This window comes from Cellulomonas sp. CW35 (genome assembly GCF_052378485.1).
GTDB lineage: Bacteria > Actinomycetota > Actinomycetes > Actinomycetales > Cellulomonadaceae > Cellulomonas > Cellulomonas uda.
This window is the reverse complement of record NZ_CP199000.1, coordinates 942,902-958,991: the sequence shown is the minus strand read 5'-3', so window position 1 is coordinate 958,991 and position 16,090 is coordinate 942,902. Positions and strand designations below refer to the sequence as shown.

13 protein-coding genes and 1 riboswitch are annotated in these 16,090 nt (G+C 74.6%); of the genes, 6 read left to right on the top strand and 7 right to left on the bottom strand.

Going from position 1 to position 16,090, the window contains the following annotated elements; translation table 11 throughout:
• Positions 1-26: 26 nt before the first annotated feature.
• Positions 27-1,661, bottom strand: coding sequence for a bifunctional phosphoribosylaminoimidazolecarboxamide formyltransferase/IMP cyclohydrolase (gene purH / locus ACT17Q_RS04575; RefSeq protein WP_444664939.1), 1,635 nt, complete (start codon positions 1,659-1,661; stop codon positions 27-29).
• A gap of 32 nt (positions 1,662-1,693) precedes the next feature.
• Positions 1,694-1,782: riboswitch (ZMP/ZTP riboswitch) on the bottom strand.
• A 99-nt stretch (positions 1,783-1,881) separates the two neighbouring features.
• On the opposite strand from purH, the gene ACT17Q_RS04570 reads away from it, so the two are divergent.
• Positions 1,882-2,427, top strand: a complete 546-nt coding sequence (locus ACT17Q_RS04570) for a hypothetical protein (protein ID WP_444664938.1) — start codon at positions 1,882-1,884, stop codon at positions 2,425-2,427.
• 70 nt (positions 2,428-2,497) lie between these two features.
• Here ACT17Q_RS04570 and ACT17Q_RS04565 read toward each other — a convergent pair whose 3' ends face one another.
• The 3 genes from ACT17Q_RS04565 to sucC form a co-directional block, all read right to left on the bottom strand.
• Positions 2,498-3,847 carry a cell division protein PerM gene (locus ACT17Q_RS04565; protein WP_444664937.1) on the bottom strand — a complete coding sequence of 450 codons (1,350 nt, stop codon included), beginning with the start codon at positions 3,845-3,847 and terminating at the stop codon, positions 2,498-2,500.
• A 142-nt stretch (positions 3,848-3,989) separates the two neighbouring features.
• On the bottom strand, positions 3,990-4,880 hold the full coding sequence (sucD, locus tag ACT17Q_RS04560) for a succinate--CoA ligase subunit alpha (RefSeq protein ID WP_094180643.1): 891 nt from the start codon (positions 4,878-4,880) through the stop codon (positions 3,990-3,992).
• Positions 4,881-4,903: 23 nt separating this feature from the next.
• Positions 4,904-6,079 (bottom strand): ADP-forming succinate--CoA ligase subunit beta, encoded by a 1,176-nt coding sequence (gene sucC, locus ACT17Q_RS04555; RefSeq protein ID WP_444664936.1) that lies wholly within the window; start codon positions 6,077-6,079, stop codon positions 4,904-4,906.
• A 335-nt stretch (positions 6,080-6,414) separates the two neighbouring features.
• Here sucC and ACT17Q_RS04550 point away from each other — a divergent pair, with 335 nt between their 5' ends.
• From ACT17Q_RS04550 to ACT17Q_RS04540, 3 genes are all read left to right on the top strand, one after another.
• Entirely contained in the window at positions 6,415-7,158 is a 744-nt protein-coding gene (locus ACT17Q_RS04550) for a hypothetical protein (protein ID WP_444664935.1), read from the top strand.
• Positions 7,155-7,457 (top strand): type VII secretion target, encoded by a 303-nt coding sequence (locus ACT17Q_RS04545; protein WP_444664934.1) that lies wholly within the window; start codon positions 7,155-7,157, stop codon positions 7,455-7,457. Before ACT17Q_RS04550 ends, ACT17Q_RS04545 begins: the two co-directional genes overlap by 4 nt.
• A gap of 162 nt (positions 7,458-7,619) precedes the next feature.
• Positions 7,620-8,387, top strand: a complete 768-nt coding sequence (locus ACT17Q_RS04540; protein WP_444664933.1) for a hypothetical protein — start codon at positions 7,620-7,622, stop codon at positions 8,385-8,387.
• Here the strand turns inward: ACT17Q_RS04540 and ACT17Q_RS04535 are convergent.
• Entirely contained in the window at positions 8,323-10,416 is a 2,094-nt protein-coding gene (locus ACT17Q_RS04535; RefSeq protein ID WP_444665360.1) for an ABC transporter ATP-binding protein, read from the bottom strand. The two genes, ACT17Q_RS04540 and ACT17Q_RS04535, sit on opposite strands and share 65 nt — an antisense overlap.
• Positions 10,417-10,507: 91 nt before the next feature.
• Here ACT17Q_RS04535 and ACT17Q_RS04530 point away from each other — a divergent pair, with 91 nt between their 5' ends.
• The gene (locus ACT17Q_RS04530) at positions 10,508-10,723 is read left to right on the top strand and encodes a helix-turn-helix domain-containing protein (protein ID WP_141319949.1); all 216 of its coding nucleotides are present in this window, start codon (positions 10,508-10,510) and stop codon (positions 10,721-10,723) included.
• A complete protein-coding gene (locus ACT17Q_RS04525; RefSeq protein WP_444664932.1) occupies positions 10,723-11,244 on the top strand; it encodes a Clp protease N-terminal domain-containing protein in 522 nt (173 codons plus the stop codon). Before ACT17Q_RS04530 ends, ACT17Q_RS04525 begins: the two co-directional genes overlap by 1 nt.
• Before the next feature lie 13 nt (positions 11,245-11,257).
• On the opposite strand, the gene ACT17Q_RS04520 is transcribed toward ACT17Q_RS04525, so the two are convergent.
• On the bottom strand, positions 11,258-13,336 hold the full coding sequence (locus ACT17Q_RS04520) for an acyltransferase family protein (RefSeq protein ID WP_444664931.1): 2,079 nt from the start codon (positions 13,334-13,336) through the stop codon (positions 11,258-11,260).
• A gap of 148 nt (positions 13,337-13,484) precedes the next feature.
• On the bottom strand, positions 13,485-16,082 hold the full coding sequence (pcrA, locus tag ACT17Q_RS04515; protein ID WP_444664930.1) for a DNA helicase PcrA: 2,598 nt from the start codon (positions 16,080-16,082) through the stop codon (positions 13,485-13,487).
• Between the last annotated feature and the right edge of the window lie 8 nt (positions 16,083-16,090).

Below are 16,090 nucleotides of genomic sequence, written 5' to 3'. Positions count from 1 at the left end.
GCCGAGGGCCGTCCGAGGCCGGCGGGTCAGTGCGCGAAGTGCCGCGTCCCCGTGAGGTAGAGCGTGACGCCCGCGGCCTGCGCCGCCGCGACGACCTCCTCGTCCCGCACCGAGCCACCCGGCTGGACGACCGCGCGCACACCCGCGTCGAGCAGCACCTGCAGCCCGTCCGCGAACGGGAAGAACGCGTCGGAGGCCGCGACGGCCCCCCGGGCGCGCGGGGTGTCGCCCGTGTTCGCGCGCTCGACCGCGAGGCGGCACGAGTCGACGCGGTTGACCTGGCCCATGCCGACGCCGACCGACGCGCCGTCCTGCGCGAGCAGGATCGCGTTCGACTTCACCGCGCGCACCGCACGCCACGCGAACGCCAGGTCGGCGAGCGTGGCCTCGTCGGCCGCGTCCCCGGCCGCGAGCGTCCACGACGCCGGGTCGTCGCCCGCCGCGTCGATGCGGTCCACGTGCTGCAGCAGCAGCCCGCCCGAGACCGCGCGCAGCTCGACGACGGACGACGGCGGGCCGTCCACCACGAGCAGGCGGATGTTCTTCTTCTGCGTGAGCAGCGCGAGCGCGTCGTCGTCGAACCCGGGGGCGACGACGACCTCGGTGAACACCGGCGCGATCTGCTCGGCCGCCGCGAGCGTGACCCGCTGGTTCGTCGCGATCACGCCGCCGAACGCCGAGACCGGGTCGCACGCGTGGGCCTTCGCGTGCGCGTCCGCCACGTCGGTGCCGACCGCGATGCCGCACGGGTTGGCGTGCTTGATGATCGCGACCGTCGGCGCGTCGCCGTGGTCGTGCGCCGCGCGCCACGCGGCGTCCGCGTCGACGTAGTTGTTGTAGCTCATGGCCTTGCCGTGCAGCTGCGTGGCGCCCGCCAGGCCGTGCCCCGCGCGCCCCTCGTCGGACAGGTACAGCGCCGCCGACTGGTGCGGGTTCTCGCCGTAGCGCAGCACCTCCCCACGCGTCCACTGCGCCCCGACGACCGCGCCGAAGCCCGACTCGTCGGCGGTCTCGTCGGGTGCGTAGGCGTTCGCGAACCAGCCCGCGACCGCCGTGTCGTACGCGGCGGTGTGCGCGAACGCCTGCGCGGCGAGCGCGCGGCGCTGCGCGAGTGTGAAGCCACCGGCGGCGAGGGCGGCGCCGACCTCGTCGTACCGGGCCGGGTCGACGACGACCGCGACGCTCGGATGGTTCTTGGCGGCCGCGCGGACCATCGACGGCCCGCCGATGTCGATCTGCTCGACGCACTCGTCCGGCGCCGCACCCGACGCGACCGTCTGCGTGAACGGGTAGAGGTTGACGACGACGAGCTCGAACGCCGCGACGCCCAGCTCGTCGAGCTGCGCCAGGTGCTCGGGCCGGCGCGTGTCCGCGAGGATCCCGGCGTGTACGCGCGGGTGCAGCGTCTTGACGCGCCCGTCGAGGCACTCGGGGAACCCGGTGAGCTCCTCGACGCGCGTCACGGGCACACCCGCGCCGGCGATGGTCGACGCGGTCGAACCCGTCGAGACCAGCTCGACGCCCGCGGCGTGCAGCGCCGTGGCGAGCTCGACGAGGCCCGTCTTGTCGTAGACGGAGACCAGGGCACGGCGGACCGGGCGGCGCGTGACGTCGGACGCCGGGTCGGCGGTGGTGGCGGGGACGGGCGGGACGGCGCTCATGGGGCACACTCCTGGGTCGGCTTCGCAGGGGACCCAGGCACCCAGGCGGGCGGTGCGCTGCAAGGGACGTTCGGCCGCTCCCCGGTGGTCGCTCCCACCCTCGCCAGTCACGGCCGGGGTCAGTCTAGCCCGCCACCTGCTCCGGTCGAACAGGTCACGGTCCGGCCCCACCTCGCGTCCCGCGCGGTCACGGGTGGGTGCCGTGGGTGAGAATGCCGGGGTGAGCAACCCCTACGCGCCGCCCGACGACCGCCCCGGTGCGGACGCTCCGGAGCGCCGCACGCCGCCGCGCGAGCACCGGCGTGGCCCCGAGCCGGGTTGGGGCGTGCCGCCCGCGCAGCAGCCCGTCGCGCCGCCGCCGCGGCAGACCCCGCCCCCGGACCCCGCGGTCGTGGTGGACGTCGCCCGGCGGACACGCACGTTCGCCGTGCTCATGCTCGCGACGCTGCTCACGGGCACGTTCCCCGTCCCGTGGCAGGGCGCGAGCCTCGTGTTCGGTGCGATCGCGCTCGTCGTCGGTATCCGTGCGCTCGTGCGTGCCGTGCGGGGGCACGTGCGCGGCGCGATGATCGGGCTGCTCGCGGGTGGCACGGGACTGACGGCGTTCTGGCTGGTCGTGTCGGCCGGGATGACGCTCATGTGGCCGCTCTACCTCGACCGGCAGGAGTGCCTCGCGGGTGCGTTGACCGTGAGCGCGCGGCACGAGTGCGAGGCGACGTTCGAGCGGTCCGTCCAGGAGTGGCTCGAGGAGCGCACGGGCCGCTGACGGACCCGCCGCACACGTGGCGTGGTGCAGCGCGCTGGTGTGGTTCAGCGGGTGGTTCAGCGCGGGTGGTTCAGCGCGGGTGGATCAGCGTGTGGCCGCGCAGCCGCGCCCACGCGCCGACGAGCCCCGCCGCGCACGCCCGGCGCAGCCGCTCGTCGGAGGGCAGCGCGACGAGCACCGCACCGAACAGCACCTCGAGCGCGACCGCACCGCCCACGGTCACGGCCGACGCGCCGACCTGCGCCATGCGACCCGGGCCGACCCCGCCCGACCCCGCCAGCACCAGCAGCCCGGCGACGAGGCCCGCACCCGCCGCGCACACCACGCACGCCACGCCCGTGCTCCAGGCCCGCAGGCCGTCGCGCGCGCGCAGCCCCCGGTGCAGGTACCAGCCCGCGAGCGCCCCGCAGCCGACCAGCAGCGCCGGTGCGAGCAGCGAGGGCCCGCCGACGACGTCCGCCCCCGGCAGGGCCCCGAGCATCGGCACCGCCGGCAGCGTGCCGCCCGTCACCGCGTCGGTCGCGAAGTGCGTCCCCTCGCCCACCCAGAAGCCCGGCCCGGCGGCCCACGCCACGGCCCACACGACGAGCACCGGCGCGAACGCGAGCTCGGCGAGCGCGAGCACCGCTCCCCCGAGCGTGTCCAGGTCGAGACCCTCCGCGATCGCGACGACCGTCGTCCGGCCCGCGAGCACCCAGCTCGTCGCGACGACCGCGCCGACCACGACGACGGCTGCGGCCGCGACCGTCGCGGCCTCGACGCCGGCCGCGACCACGACGGGCAGCCGCCCGTGCCAGGGCCGGGTGACCTCACGCCACGTCGGCGCCTCGGGGCGCGCCAGCAGCCCCGCGGCGACCCCGGCCCCACCCACGAGCGCCCCACCCGCGAGGCCGCGGAGCGCCGCCACCGGGCCGGCCGTCGCCAACGCCAGCACCGCCACGAGCCCGGCGTACGCGAGCGTGCCACCCAGCAGTGCGGTCCGGTCCGCGACGCCCGAGCGCCGCGCGGACGCCCAGCCGGTGAACAGCGCCAGCAGCGTGACCCCCAGGGGCACCAGGGTGATCGGCACGCCACCGACGTCCGCCGGGACGCCGTGCCCCGCGAGCCAGATGCTCGCGCCGACCGTGACCGAGCGGAACCACTCGACGCCCTCGTTCGCCGGGTCGGCCGACGTGGCGACGTACGCCGCGACCGCGGGCAGCACGACGACGAGGAACGACAGCAGCGCGCCCTGCAGCGCGGCGAGCGCACCCGCCAGCCAGTGCGGCGACCCGTCGAGGGCGCTCACGAAGAACGCCGACGAGCGGCCGTTGCCCGTCCCGAGCCGGCCGGGCGCCACGGGCGGGCGTCGCTCGTCGGGCCGCGTCGACGCCCCGGGGGCGGGTCTCGTGCGGCGGCGCGATCCGGTCGGGACACTCACCGCCCCATCGTCACCGCCCGGCGCCGGGGATCCGTGCACGCCGCCCGGCGAGTCCCCGCATCCGGTCCGACTGCCCCGGGAACGGCGGCGCCCCGCACGGATGGTGCCGTGCGGGGCGTCGTCCTGCGCCGAGGGATCAGGTTCAGCGCGAGAGCAGCTCCCTGGCGAGCGCGGCGGTCTCGGACGGCGTCTTGCCGACCTTCACGCCCGCGGCCTCCAGGGCCTCCTTCTTGGCCTGTGCGGTGCCCGACGAGCCCGAGACGATCGCGCCGGCGTGGCCCATCGTCTTGCCCTCGGGTGCGGTGAAGCCCGCGACGTAGCCGACGACCGGCTTGGTGACGTGCTCCTGGATGAACGCCGCGGCGCGCTCCTCGGCGTCGCCGCCGATCTCACCGATCATCACGATGACGTCCGTGTCCGGGTCGGCCTCGAACGCCGCGAGCGCGTCGATGTGCGTGGTGCCGATGATCGGGTCGCCGCCGATGCCCACGGCCGACGAGAAGCCGAGGTCCCGCAGCTCGTACATCATCTGGTACGTCAGCGTGCCCGACTTCGACACCAGGCCGATGCGCCCGGGGCCCGTGATGTCGGCCGGGATGATCCCGACGTTCGACTTCCCGGGGCTGATGAGGCCGGGGCAGTTCGGGCCGATCAGCCGCACGCCCTTGTCCTGCGCGTACGCGAAGAACTCCGCGGTGTCCGCGACCGGCACGCCCTCGGTGATGATGACGACGAGCGGGACGCCCGCGTCGACGGCCTCGACCACGGCGCCCTTGGTGTGGGCCGGCGGGACGAAGATCACGGAGACGTCGGCGCCCGTGGCCGCGACGGCCTCGGCGACGGACCCGAAGACGGGCACGTCGACCGTGCCGTCGCCCTGCGGGAAGGACACGCTCGTGCCGGCCTTGCGCGGGTTCACGCCGCCGACGACGGTCGTGCCCGAGGCGAGCATGCGCGTCGTGTGCTTGGTGCCCTCGGAGCCGGTCATGCCCTGGACGATGACCTTGGAGGCCTCGGTGAGGAAGATCGCCATGTCAGTTGTTCTCTCTCGTCGTCTCAGGCGTTCGCGAGCTCGGCGGCCTTGTCGGCCCCGCCGTCCATGGTGTCGGCGAGCGTGACCAGCGGGTGGTTCGCCTCCGCGAGGATGCGGCGGCCCTCCTCGACGTTGTTGCCGTCGAGGCGCACGACCAGCGGCTTGCTCGCCTCGTCGCCCAGGATCTCCAGCGCGGCGACGATGCCGTTCGCGACCGCGTCGCACGCGGTGATGCCGCCGAAGACGTTGACGAACACCGACTTGACCTGCGGGTCGGTGAGGATGATGTCGAGCCCCGCGGCCATGACCTCGGCCGAGGCGCCACCGCCGATGTCGAGGAAGTTCGCGGGCTTCACCGCGCCGTGCTTCTCACCGGCGTACGCGACGACGTCGAGCGTGCTCATGACGAGCCCCGCGCCGTTGCCGATGATGCCGACCTCGCCGTCGAGCTTGACGTAGTTGAGGTCCTTGGCCTTGGCGCGAGCCTCGAGCGGGTCCGCCGCGGCCTTGTCCTCGAGCTCCGCGTGGTCCGCGTGCCGGAAGTCCGCGTTCGCGTCGAGCGAGACCTTCCCGTCGAGCGCGACGACCTCGCCGTCCTCGGTGAGGACCAGCGGGTTGACCTCGACCAGCGTGGCGTCCTCGTCGCGGTAGACGAGCCACAGCTTCTGCAGGACGTCGGCGACCTTGCCGGCGATGCTCGCGTCGAAGCCGGCCGCGGCGACGATCTCGTCGGCCTTCGCCGCGTCGATGCCGACGCGCGGGTCGACCGCGACCTTCGCCAGCGCCTCCGGACGCTCGACCGCGAGCTGCTCGATCTCCATGCCGCCCTCGACCGAGCACATCGCCAGGTAGCGACGCTCGGCACGGTCCAGCAGCAGCGAGAAGTAGAACTCCTGCGCGATCCGTGCTCCTGCCGCGATCATCACGCGGTGGACCGTGTGCCCCTTGATGTCCATGCCGAGGATCTCGCCGGCCCGCTCCGCGGCCTCGTCGGCCGAGCGCGCGAGCTTGACGCCGCCGGCCTTGCCGCGACCGCCCGTCTTGACCTGCGCCTTGACCACGACCACGCCCGGCTGGCCGCCGAGCAGCGTCGTCGCCGCAGCGCGGGCCTCGTCCGGCGTGGTGGCGACGATGCCGCCGAGCACCGGTACGCCGTGCTTCTCGAAGATGTCCCGTGCCTGGTACTCGAACAGGTCCACTGTGGTCCAGTTCCTCTCGTCGACCGCGCGACGGCGGCCTCGGTGCGGCCGTGTGCGCCGGGTCGATGCTAGACCGTCGCGCCCAGATCTCTTCATGTCGAGAGATGTGGACCTCTTCACATCGAGACACCGGACCCGCCGCGGTCGCGCGTGCGGCGCGGTGTCGCCCGCACGTCCACAACCCCGGCCGAACACCTGCGCGATGTCCGTATCGCCCTCTAGTGTCCGTTCCTGACGCGCCGCCGGCGAGCCGCGGACGTCACGACCAGCACCTGCACGTGCACGACCCGTGCGCACGCCAGCCCGCGCGCACGACGACGGCGAGGAGAGCACCGATGCCCCACCAGAGCACCCACCGGGACCATCCCCACGCACCCGGCGCGTGGGCACCGGCGGGCGACGAGGCGGAGCCGGGTCACGAGGCGGAGCCGGGCCGCGAGACGTCGTCGGGCCGTGAGACGACCACCGCGTGGGACGGCCGTCGGCTCGCCCGGGTCACCCTCGACGCGCACGGCTCCCCCGCGGCCGTCCAGGTCGTCGACGGCTGGGAGCGCCACGCCGCCGCCGACGACCTCGCCGCCGCGGTGCTCGACGCGGCCCGCACGGCCGCCCGGACGCTCGACGAGCGGGCGTGGGCCTCCCTGACCGACGACGCCGACCGGCGCCGGCGCGCGCCGAGCGCGCCCGTGGTGAGCGCGCCCGTGGCGAGCCCCGCCCCCGCGGGCACTCCACGCCCGCTCGACGAGCTCGCGGAGATCGCGATCGCGTCGCTGTCGGCGGCGTCGCAGGCCCATGACGCGGCGGTGGTCGGCACCGGCAGCGCGCTCGACCACGAGATCGAGGTCCGCGTGGTGCGCGGCGGGATCGTCGGCGTCACGCTGCGCGGGCCACGCGTGGCGCGCACGAGCGGCACCCAGCTGTCCCGGCTGCTCACCGGAGCGGTGCGCGCCGCCGTCACGGACCTGCAGCATCGGCTCGCCGCGCAGGCGCCCGCCGTGAGCGACGCGCTGCTCGCCGAGGTGCTCGCGCACCTGCGGGCGCTGACCGCGGACCCGGCGTCGGCCGGCGACCGCACGTGAGCGCCGACGTGGACGTCGTCCTGGCGGCCCTGCGTCGCGAGGCCGTCACCTGGGACGAGCAGGCGGCCGGGATCCGCCAGGTCGCGCAGGCCGCCGGGCGGCTGCGCCTGTCGACCCTGGAGAGCGGGGTGTTCGCGCTCATGCGCGATGCGCACGCCGACGCGGTCGACCACGTCGTCGGGCGCTGCACGGAAGGCGCCGCGGCCATGAGCGACGTCGCTGCCGCCCTGCGGACCGTCGCCGAGGCGTACGAGCGCCGGGACGCGGCCGTGGCCGACCGCGTGACCGGGACGTTCTGAGCCCCGGGGCCCGCCGCCCACCCGCACCCCTGATCGACACCGCACCACGCTCGACCACGCCCCGCACCGCCGCTCTGCCGCCAGCACCGCCCTGCCGCCAGCACCGCTCTGCCGCCAGCACCGCTCTGCCGCCAGCACCGCCGACACCGCGAGGACACCGCCATGACCCCAGCCAGCGTCACCACTGCCGGGCACGCCGACTTCAGCCCCGCCACCTACGAGGCGACCGTCGAGAGCCTGCGCGCCGGCGTGCGCACGCTGTCCGGACAGCTCACGGAGCTCCCTCGCGCGGCGTCGCGGGCCGTGGGCCACGCATGGGTGCCGGGGTGGCTGGCCGACGCGGTGCGCTCGTGCACGGACCGGCTCGTGACCCTCGGCCGCGACCTCGCCGCGCGCGTCGGCGAGCTGCTCACGGGCGCCGCCGCACCGGTGCTGTTCTTCGTGCGCGCGCACGACTGGGTCACGCACGTCGGCGCGCCGGCCTCGCGCGTGGCCGGTGAGCTCCAGCCGTCCGCGCTGCACGCGACGCGCGCGTGGGAGGGCGCGGCGGCGACCGCGTACCGCGCGGCGGTCGCGGGGCAGGCTCCGGCCGCGGCTCAGGTGCACGCCGTCGCGACGGCCGTGGCCACGTCCTTGACCACGTGCGCCGCCGCGGGGCTGGCGTTCTACGTCGCGCTCGGGGTGATCGTCGCGAAGGTCGTGACCGCCCTCGCGGTCGCGATCGCCGCGTTCGGCTCGGCGGTGTTCTCGTGGGCGGGGGTGCTGCTCGTCGTCGAGGAGGCCGCGGTGACGAGCGGCATGGTCGTCGCGGCGGTCGCCGGGCTCATGGCCGTCCAGGGTGCCGCGGCGACGGCGACGGTCCACGTCACCAACGCGACGGGTCAGTCGTCGGCGTTCCCGCACGGTCACTGGCCGTCGGCGACGGCGTGACCCGTCCTCTCGCGGCGCCGGGCACGTCGTCGGCCTCGTCGTCGAGGTCGTCGGGCACGTCGGCGAGGGCGTCGGGCACGTCGGCCGGGACCTCGTCGGGGGCGCGGTCGGCGCGGCGCGACGGGTGGTCTGCCGGCGGCTCGTGGGGCTCGCTCGCGAGCACCCGGGAGGTCGCGAGCTGCTGCGCGGCCAGCTCGGCGTACAGCCCGCCCGCGGCGACGAGCTCGGGGTGGGTCCCGGACTCGACGATGCGGCCGGCGTCGACCACGTGGATGACGTCGGCGTCGAGCACCGTCGACAGCCGGTGCGCGATGGTCAGGGTGGTCCGCCCGTGCGCCGCGGCGTCGAGCGCCTCCTGCACGACCCGCTCCGAGACGGTGTCGAGGGCGGAGGTCGCCTCGTCGAGCAGGAGGACGGGCGGGTCCTTGAGCAGCACGCGGGCGATCGCGATGCGCTGCTTCTCGCCGCCGGACAGCCGGTAGCCGCGTTCGCCGACGACGGTGTCGTAGCCCTTCTCGAACCCCGCGATGACGTGGTGGACGTTCGCGGCGCGGCAGGCGGCCTCGATCTCCTCGTCGCTCGCGCCAGGCTTCGCGTACGCGAGGTTCTCGCGGATGGTCGCGTGGAACAGGTACGTCTCCTGCGAGACGATGCCGACCGACGCGATGATCGAGCGCTGCGTGAGCTCACGCACGTCCTGCCCGGCGAACAGCACGGCACCCTCCGACGCCTCGTAGAGGCGAGGCGCGAGGTACAGCACGGTCGTCTTGCCCGCGCCGGACGGACCGACGAACGCGACGTGCTGCCCCGGCTCGGCGACGAAGCTCACGCCCTGGAGCGTGGCGCGCGAGCCGGGTGCGGAGTCGGGGTAGCGGAACACGACGTCGCGGAACTCGACCCGGCCGAGGGGTCCGGGCGCCTGCTCGACGTCGATCGCGCCGGGCTCGTCGCGGATGACGGGCCGCAGGTCGAGGTACTCGAAGATCCGGGCGAACAGCGCGCCGGAGGTCTGCACGTCGAGCGCGACGCGCATGAGGCCGAGCAGCGGCCCGAGCAGTCGCGCCTGGACGGTCGTGAACGCGACGACGGTGCCGGCGGTGATGGTCGGGCCGGCCGGGTCGCGCATCAGCAGGCCGGACACCAGGTAGACCACCGCGGGGACGCTCGCCATGAGCACCTGCACGACCGCGAAGAATCCCTGCCCGCTCATGGCGCGCCGTACCTGCAGGCGCACCTGGTTGTCGTTCTCCGCCCGGTACCGCGCGGACTCGGACTGCTGGCGGTTGAACGACTTGGACAGCAGCACGCCGCTCACGCTGAGCGTCTCCTGCGTGATCGACGTGAGCTCCGACAGCGACTCCTGGGTCTCGCCGGCGATGCGTGCCCGCACCTGGCCGACGCGCCGTTGCACGACGACGAGGCCGGGCATGAGGACCACCGCGACGAGCGTGAGACGCCAGTCGATGAGCACCATCGCGACGAGCGAGGCGACCACGGTGACCGCGTTGCCGAGGATCGTGGTGACGGTGTTGGTCAGGACGCCCGCGACGCCGCCGACGTCGTTCTGCAACCGGGACTGGATGACGCCGGTCTTGGTGCGGGTGAAGAAGCCGAGCTCCATCGACTGCAGGTGCTCGAAGAGGCGCACGCGCAGGTCGCCCGTCACGCGGTTGCCGACGGTCGAGGTGAGCCAGGTCTGCGCGACGGTGAGCGCGGCGGACGCGAGGAACAGCGTGACCATGAGGACGACGAGGCGTACCAGGAGCGGCAGGTCGGGCGGCCCGCCGTCGAGCGGGAAGAGGGCGTCGTCGAAGATCCGCTGCACGACGAGCGGCGGGACGACGGCGATCCCCGCGGCGACCACGACGATGACGCCCGTCACGGCGATGCGTCCGCGGTAGGGCCGGAACAGCGCGACCACGCGGCGGCGCAGCTGCGGCACGCGAGGCGCCTGCGCGTTGAGGCGGCGCTGCGCCGCCTCGTCGAGCGGTCGACCCGCTCCTCGTCCTCGGCCGCCCGGCCCGCCCATGCTCACCGGGACACGGTAGGGCGATGCGGACCGCCGCGCCGCGTGTCAACCGATGTTGACATCCAGATGGCCGTCAACCTATGTTGACACCATGACCGGGAACGACTCGTTGCTCACCGCGGCAGGCGCCGCCGAGCCCGCCGAGGGCCTGCGGGCCGTGCGCTCGCTGCGCACCCTCGCGGACCGGCTCGAGGCCCTCCAGGTCGAGCGTGCCCGCCGCCGGGGCTGGTCCTGGCAGCAGATCGCCGACTGCCTGGGCGTGACGCGCCAGGCCGTCCACAAGAAGTACGGGAAGGTGGTGCCCTGATGTTCGAGAGGTTCACCCGCGACGCCCGCGCCGCGGTCACCCTGGCCCAGGACGAGGCCGGCGCGCTCGGGGCAGAGCGCATCGACTCCGACCACGTCCTGCTCGCGGCCGTGCGGACCGACGGCGCCGCGCGGCGCGCGCTCGCGTCGCTCGGCATCCAGCCCGACGACGTCGCCGCCGCGGTCCGCGCGCGCGAAGGGCTCGACGACGAGGCGCTCGCGTCGATCGGCGTCGACCTGGCCGCGATCCGCGAGCAGGTCGAGTCGACCTTCGGTCCCGGCGCTCTCGACGCCGGTACGCCGACCTCCCCGAGGACCTTCACCCCGGACGCCAAGAAGCTCCTCGAGGTCGCCCTGCGCGAGGCCGTGCGCAGCCGGCGCCGGAGCATCGACACCGGCCACCTGCTCCTGGCGGCGGTCCGGCTCGACGAGACGGGCGCGCACGCCGCGCTCGGCGCCCTCGGCCTGACCGACGACGCGGTCCGCGACGCGGTCACCGCGGCGTGGGCGGCGGCTGCCTGACTGCCCGGGGGGGTCAGGAGTCGAGCTTCTCGAGCGCCTCGCGCAGCAGGTCCGCGAACGCGACGATGCCCTCCATGTTCGGGTGCGTCTTGTCCGAGTGCAGCAGCCCCGGGTGCTTCGCGACGTACGCGTGCCAGTCCACCACGTGCACGTTCGGCCGGCTGTTCGCGATCTCGACGAGCTCCGCGTTCGCGTCGTCGACCCAGTAGCTGATCCCGACGACGGTGAGCACGAGCACCTGGCGCTCCGGCCCGATGATGTCGAGCGTCTCCTCGAACGCCTCGCGCGAGCCGTCGAACTTGAAGCCGCCGTTGGTCCCGAAGTTGAGGACCACGACCGGGCGCAGACCGCCAGCGTCCTTGGCGTCACGCACGATGGCCGGGGCGTCGAGCCACTTGCGGATCGGCTTGGCGTCGATCGCGATCTTCGGGAACGCGTCGAACAGCGCGGGCGCCGCGCCCGACAGCACCGAGTCGCCGAACCCGACGACGCCCGACCCGTCGATCGCGCCCTGCGCGTCACGGCCGGGGCCGGCGGCCTCGTCGTCGCCGCCCTGCTCCCCGTCGGGGTCCGTCGCGTCCGGGTCCTTCGCGTCCGGGTCCTGCCCGTCGGCGCCCTTCGGGTCCGTGCCCTTCGGGTCCGTGTCCTTCGGATCCGTGCTCTTCGGGTCCGTGCTCTTCGGGTCCGTGCCCGTCGAGTCCGTGCCCTTCTCGTCCCCGCCCGTCGTGCCGTCACCGGCCTGCTCCTGGGCGCGCCGGTCGATCTCGCGCTGGGCCGCCTCGATCGCCCGCTGCGTCGAGGTCACGGCCGGAGCGGTCGCGACCGAGACGACCGCGCCGAGCACGAGCACGGTGGCGAGCACGCCGGCGAGCCGCGCGCCCGGCCGTGGACCCCGCAGCGCGGCCGCCGCACGAGCCGCGACAGCCCGGAAGCCGTCGCGCCGCACCGGCATCTCGACGAACCGGTGGCTCAGGTGCGCGAGCCCGAACGACAGCGCGAGCGCGACGACCGGGACGCGCCACCACAGCGGGGAGCCCGGCGCGTCCCCGAAGGCCGCGCCCACGACGAGGATCACGGGCCAGTGCCACAGGTACAGCCCGTACGAGCGGTCCCCCACCCACACGACGGGCCGCAGCTCGAGCACCTTCAGCAGCGCACCGGGCTGCTCGGACGCGCAGCCCGCGACGAGCGCGAGCGCGGCGAGCGACCCGAGCACGATGCCGCCCCGGTACGTGAACGAGGAGTCGTCGCGCAGCAGCGCGACCAGCGCCGCGAGGACGAGCAGCCCGACGACGGGCAGCGCGCGGGTCAGCGCCTGGAGGTCGCTCCGCGACGCGCCGGCGGGCGCGGCTGCGGGCCGCCCGGTCACCGCGATCGCGAGCGCTGCCCCGGCGAGGAGGCCGAAGGCGTGCGTCGGGGTGCCGTAGTAGACGCGCGTCGGGTCGTCCCCCGGCGTGTACATCACGGCCATGAGGACGCCGGAGACCACGGCGGCACCGCCGACCGCGATCGCGATGCTGCGCCCGCCGTGCCGGTGCAGGGCGCCGGCGGCCAGCACGAGGCCGGCGAGCACGAGCGGCCACAGGACGTAGAACTGCTCCTCGATGGCGAGCGACCAGAACGGCTGGAACAGCTCGGGCTGCGTCGCGTCGAAGTAGCTCGACCCCGCCGCGATCTCGAGCCAGTTGGTGGAGAACGTCCACGCGCCGAGCCACTGGCGTCGCACACCCACGAGCAGGTCCGGCTCGACGAGGCGCGCGGCGAGCGTCCCGACCACCAGGACGAGGGCGAGCGCGGGCAGCAGGCGCCGGGCCCGGCGCACCCAGAAGTCCCGCAGCGCGAGCCCCCCGCCGCCGCCCATGCGCCGCAGCAGCAGCGTGGTGATGAGGAACCCGCTGACCACGAAGAAGACGTCGACGCCGAGGAACCCGCCGGGCACCGCCGCGGGCCACAGGTGGTAGGCGATCACGGCGAGCACGGCGATCGCCCGCAGCCCGTCCAGGCCCCGGATGTGCCCGGCCGTGCGGCGGCGCGTGGTCGGGTCGGGAGCGGTCTGCTCGCCGGACTCCGGACGCGACGTCGTGGTGGTCACCAGCACCTCGTTTGCTCGCTGCTGAAGGCCACGGTAGGTGCCTCCAGGTGGACGCCGGACGCGGACACTCCGGTCCGCGACGAACCCACCGGTCGGCGGTTCACCCCCAGACTGTCGCCCGACCCCGGGATCGTGGCAAAGCCGCAGGTCACAACTTCGTCACGGGTGAGAACCGGAGCAGCAGACGCTTGGTCCCCTCGGTCCCGAAGTCGACCTTCACGACCGCGTTGTGCCCGGCCCCCTCGAGCGCCACGACCGTCCCCAGGCCGTACGCGTCGTGCGTCACGCGGTCGCCGATCTCGAGCGACGGGATCGCCCCGGCGGGGCGCGGGGTCGCGGAGCCGAACGTCGCGCCGGTGGACGGCAGCGTTGGGCGCTCGTCGCGCTTGGCGGGGTACCCGCCGGACCCGGCACGGCCGGAGCCGTACCCCGGGCCCGAGCCGTAGCCGGACCCGCCCGAGCGCCCGCCCGCGCCGAAGCCCGAGCCCCACCCGCCGCGCAATGCCGAGGTGGACGACTCGCGGCGACGCCAGTCGATGAGCTCCTCGGGCAGGTCGGCCAGGAACCGGCTGGGCGGGAACTCGTTCGGCACGCCCCACGCCGTACGGATCGCCGCACGCGAGATGTACAACCGCTCGCGCGCGCGGGTCAGGCCCACGTACGCGAGCCGCCGCTCCTCGGCGAGCTGGTCCGGGTCGGACAGCGAGCGCAGGTGCGGGAACGTGCCGTCCTCCATGCCCGTGAGGAACACGACCGGGAACTCGAGGCCCTTGGCGGTGTGCAGCGTCATGAGCGTCACGACGCCGGGCTCGGGCTGGTCGTCCGCGACCTCGTCGCCGCCGTCGGGCGAGGGGATCTGGTCGGAGTCCGCGACGAGCGACACGCGCTCGAGGAAGTCGGCCAGGTCACCGTCGGGGTCGCTCTGCTCGAACTCCGTCGCCACCGCGTGCAGCTCGGCCAGGTTCTCGACGCGCGACGCGTCCTGCGGGTCCTCGCTGCCGCGCAGCTCGGCCAGGTAGCCCGAGCGGTCGAGCACCGCGCCGAGCACCTCGGCCGGGCCGGCGCTCGCCGCGAGCGCGCGCAGTCCCGCCATGAGCTCGACGAACGCGCGCAGGCCCGTGACCGCGCGCGTGCCCAGCCCGGGGACCTCGTCGAGGCGCTCGAGCGCGGCCCCGAACGAGACGCGCTCGCGCTCGGCGAAGGACGCGACCATCGCCTCCGAGCGCTCCCCCAGCCCGCGCTTGGGCACGTTGAGGATCCGCCGCAGGTTCACGTCGTCGTCGGGGTTCGCGACCGCGCGCAGGTACGCGATGGCGTCCTTGATCTCGCGCCGTTCGTAGAACCGCGTCCCGCCGACGAGCTTGTACGGCAGCCCCACGCGCACGAGCGCGTCCTCGATCACCCGGGACTGCGCGTTCGCGCGGTAGAAGATCGCGACGTCGCCGGGACGCACACCGGCGGTGTCCCCGAGCCGGTCGATCTCCTCGACGACGAACCGGGCCTCCTCGCGCTCGTCGTCCGCCACGTACGCGACGATCTGCGCACCCGCGCCCGAGTCGGTCCACAGCCGCTTGGGCTTGCGGCCCGGGTTCTTGCTGATGACCGCGTTCGCCGCGGACAGGATGGTCTGCGTCGAGCGGTAGTTCTGCTCGAGCAGGATCGTGCGCGCGTCGGGGTAGTCGGCCTCGAACTCCAGGATGTTGCGGATGTTGGCGCCGCGGAACGCGTAGATCGACTGGTCCGCGTCGCCGACGACGGTGAGCTCGCCGCGCTCGAGGCCGTCCTCGGCCCCCGTGCCGACGAGCTCGCGCACCAGCACGTACTGCGCGTGGTTGGTGTCCTGGTACTCGTCGACGAGCACGTGCCGGAACCGGCGGCGGTAGTGCTCGGCCACCGCGGGGAACGCCTGCAGCAGGTGCACGGTCGTCATGATCAGGTCGTCGAAGTCGAGCGCGTGCGCCTGGCGCAACCGCGCCTGGTAGCGCGTGTAGACCTGCGCGAGCGCGGTGTCGAAGTCGTTCGCCGCGCCTCCGCCCGAGGTCGCCGCGAACGTCTCGGGGTCCACGAGCTCGTCCTTGAGCGACGAGATCTTGGACGCGAGCGCCTTGGCCGGGTACCTCTTGGGGTCCAGGTCGAGCTCGCGCGCCACGAGCGTGAGCAGCCGCTGCGAGTCGGCCGAGTCGTAGATCGAGAAGCTCGAGCGCAGCCCGAGCGTGGTCGCCTCGCGGCGCAGGATCCGCACGCACGCGGAGTGGAACGTGGAGACCCACATGCGCCCCGCGGCGGGGCCGATGAGCCCGCCCACGCGCTCACGCATCTCGGCCGCGGCCTTGTTGGTGAACGTGATCGCGAGGACCTCGCCCGCGCGCGCCCGGCGCGTGGCCAGCAGGTACGCGATGCGGTGCGTGAGGACGCGCGTCTTGCCCGAGCCGGCGCCCGCGACGATCAGCAGCGGCCCGCCGTGGTGGGTGACCGCCTCCTTCTGCTGGGGGTTGAGCCCCTCGAGCAGGGCCAGCGCGCGCTCCGCGCGGGCTTCGTCGTCGCGCGCACGCCGGTCCTCGGCGGCGGACTCGTGGGGGCCGGTTGCCGACCCGTCGGACGCGCCGTCCGGGGAGTCGCCGCGCGGCGGCACGACGAGCGGTAGCCCGGACGACTCACCCGCGTGCGAGCGCGCGGCGGCCGCCGCGACGGCTGACCGGAAGGAGCTGCCGAGCGAGTCGGGGAGGTGTTCGAAGAGCGACGTCATGGCCCGAC

Bases quoted from the DNA above. Each gene is read 5' to 3' on its own strand.
- purH (WP_444664939.1), bottom strand. From the start codon at position 1,661: ATGAGCGCCGTCCCGCCCGTCCCCGCCACCACCGCCGACCCGGCGTCC.
- sucD (WP_094180643.1), bottom strand. From the start codon at position 4,880: ATGGCGATCTTCCTCACCGAGGCCTCCAAGGTCATCGTCCAGGGCATG.
- ACT17Q_RS04550 (WP_444664935.1), top strand. From the start codon at position 6,415: ATGCCCCACCAGAGCACCCACCGGGACCATCCCCACGCACCCGGCGCG.
- ACT17Q_RS04540 (WP_444664933.1), top strand. From the start codon at position 7,620: ATGACCCCAGCCAGCGTCACCACTGCCGGGCACGCCGACTTCAGCCCC.
- ACT17Q_RS04535 (WP_444665360.1), bottom strand. From the start codon at position 10,416: ATGGGCGGGCCGGGCGGCCGAGGACGAGGAGCGGGTCGACCGCTCGAC.
- ACT17Q_RS04530 (WP_141319949.1), top strand. From the start codon at position 10,508: ATGACCGGGAACGACTCGTTGCTCACCGCGGCAGGCGCCGCCGAGCCC.
- ACT17Q_RS04525 (WP_444664932.1), top strand. From the start codon at position 10,723: ATGTTCGAGAGGTTCACCCGCGACGCCCGCGCCGCGGTCACCCTGGCC.
- pcrA (WP_444664930.1), bottom strand. From the start codon at position 16,082: ATGACGTCGCTCTTCGAACACCTCCCCGACTCGCTCGGCAGCTCCTTC.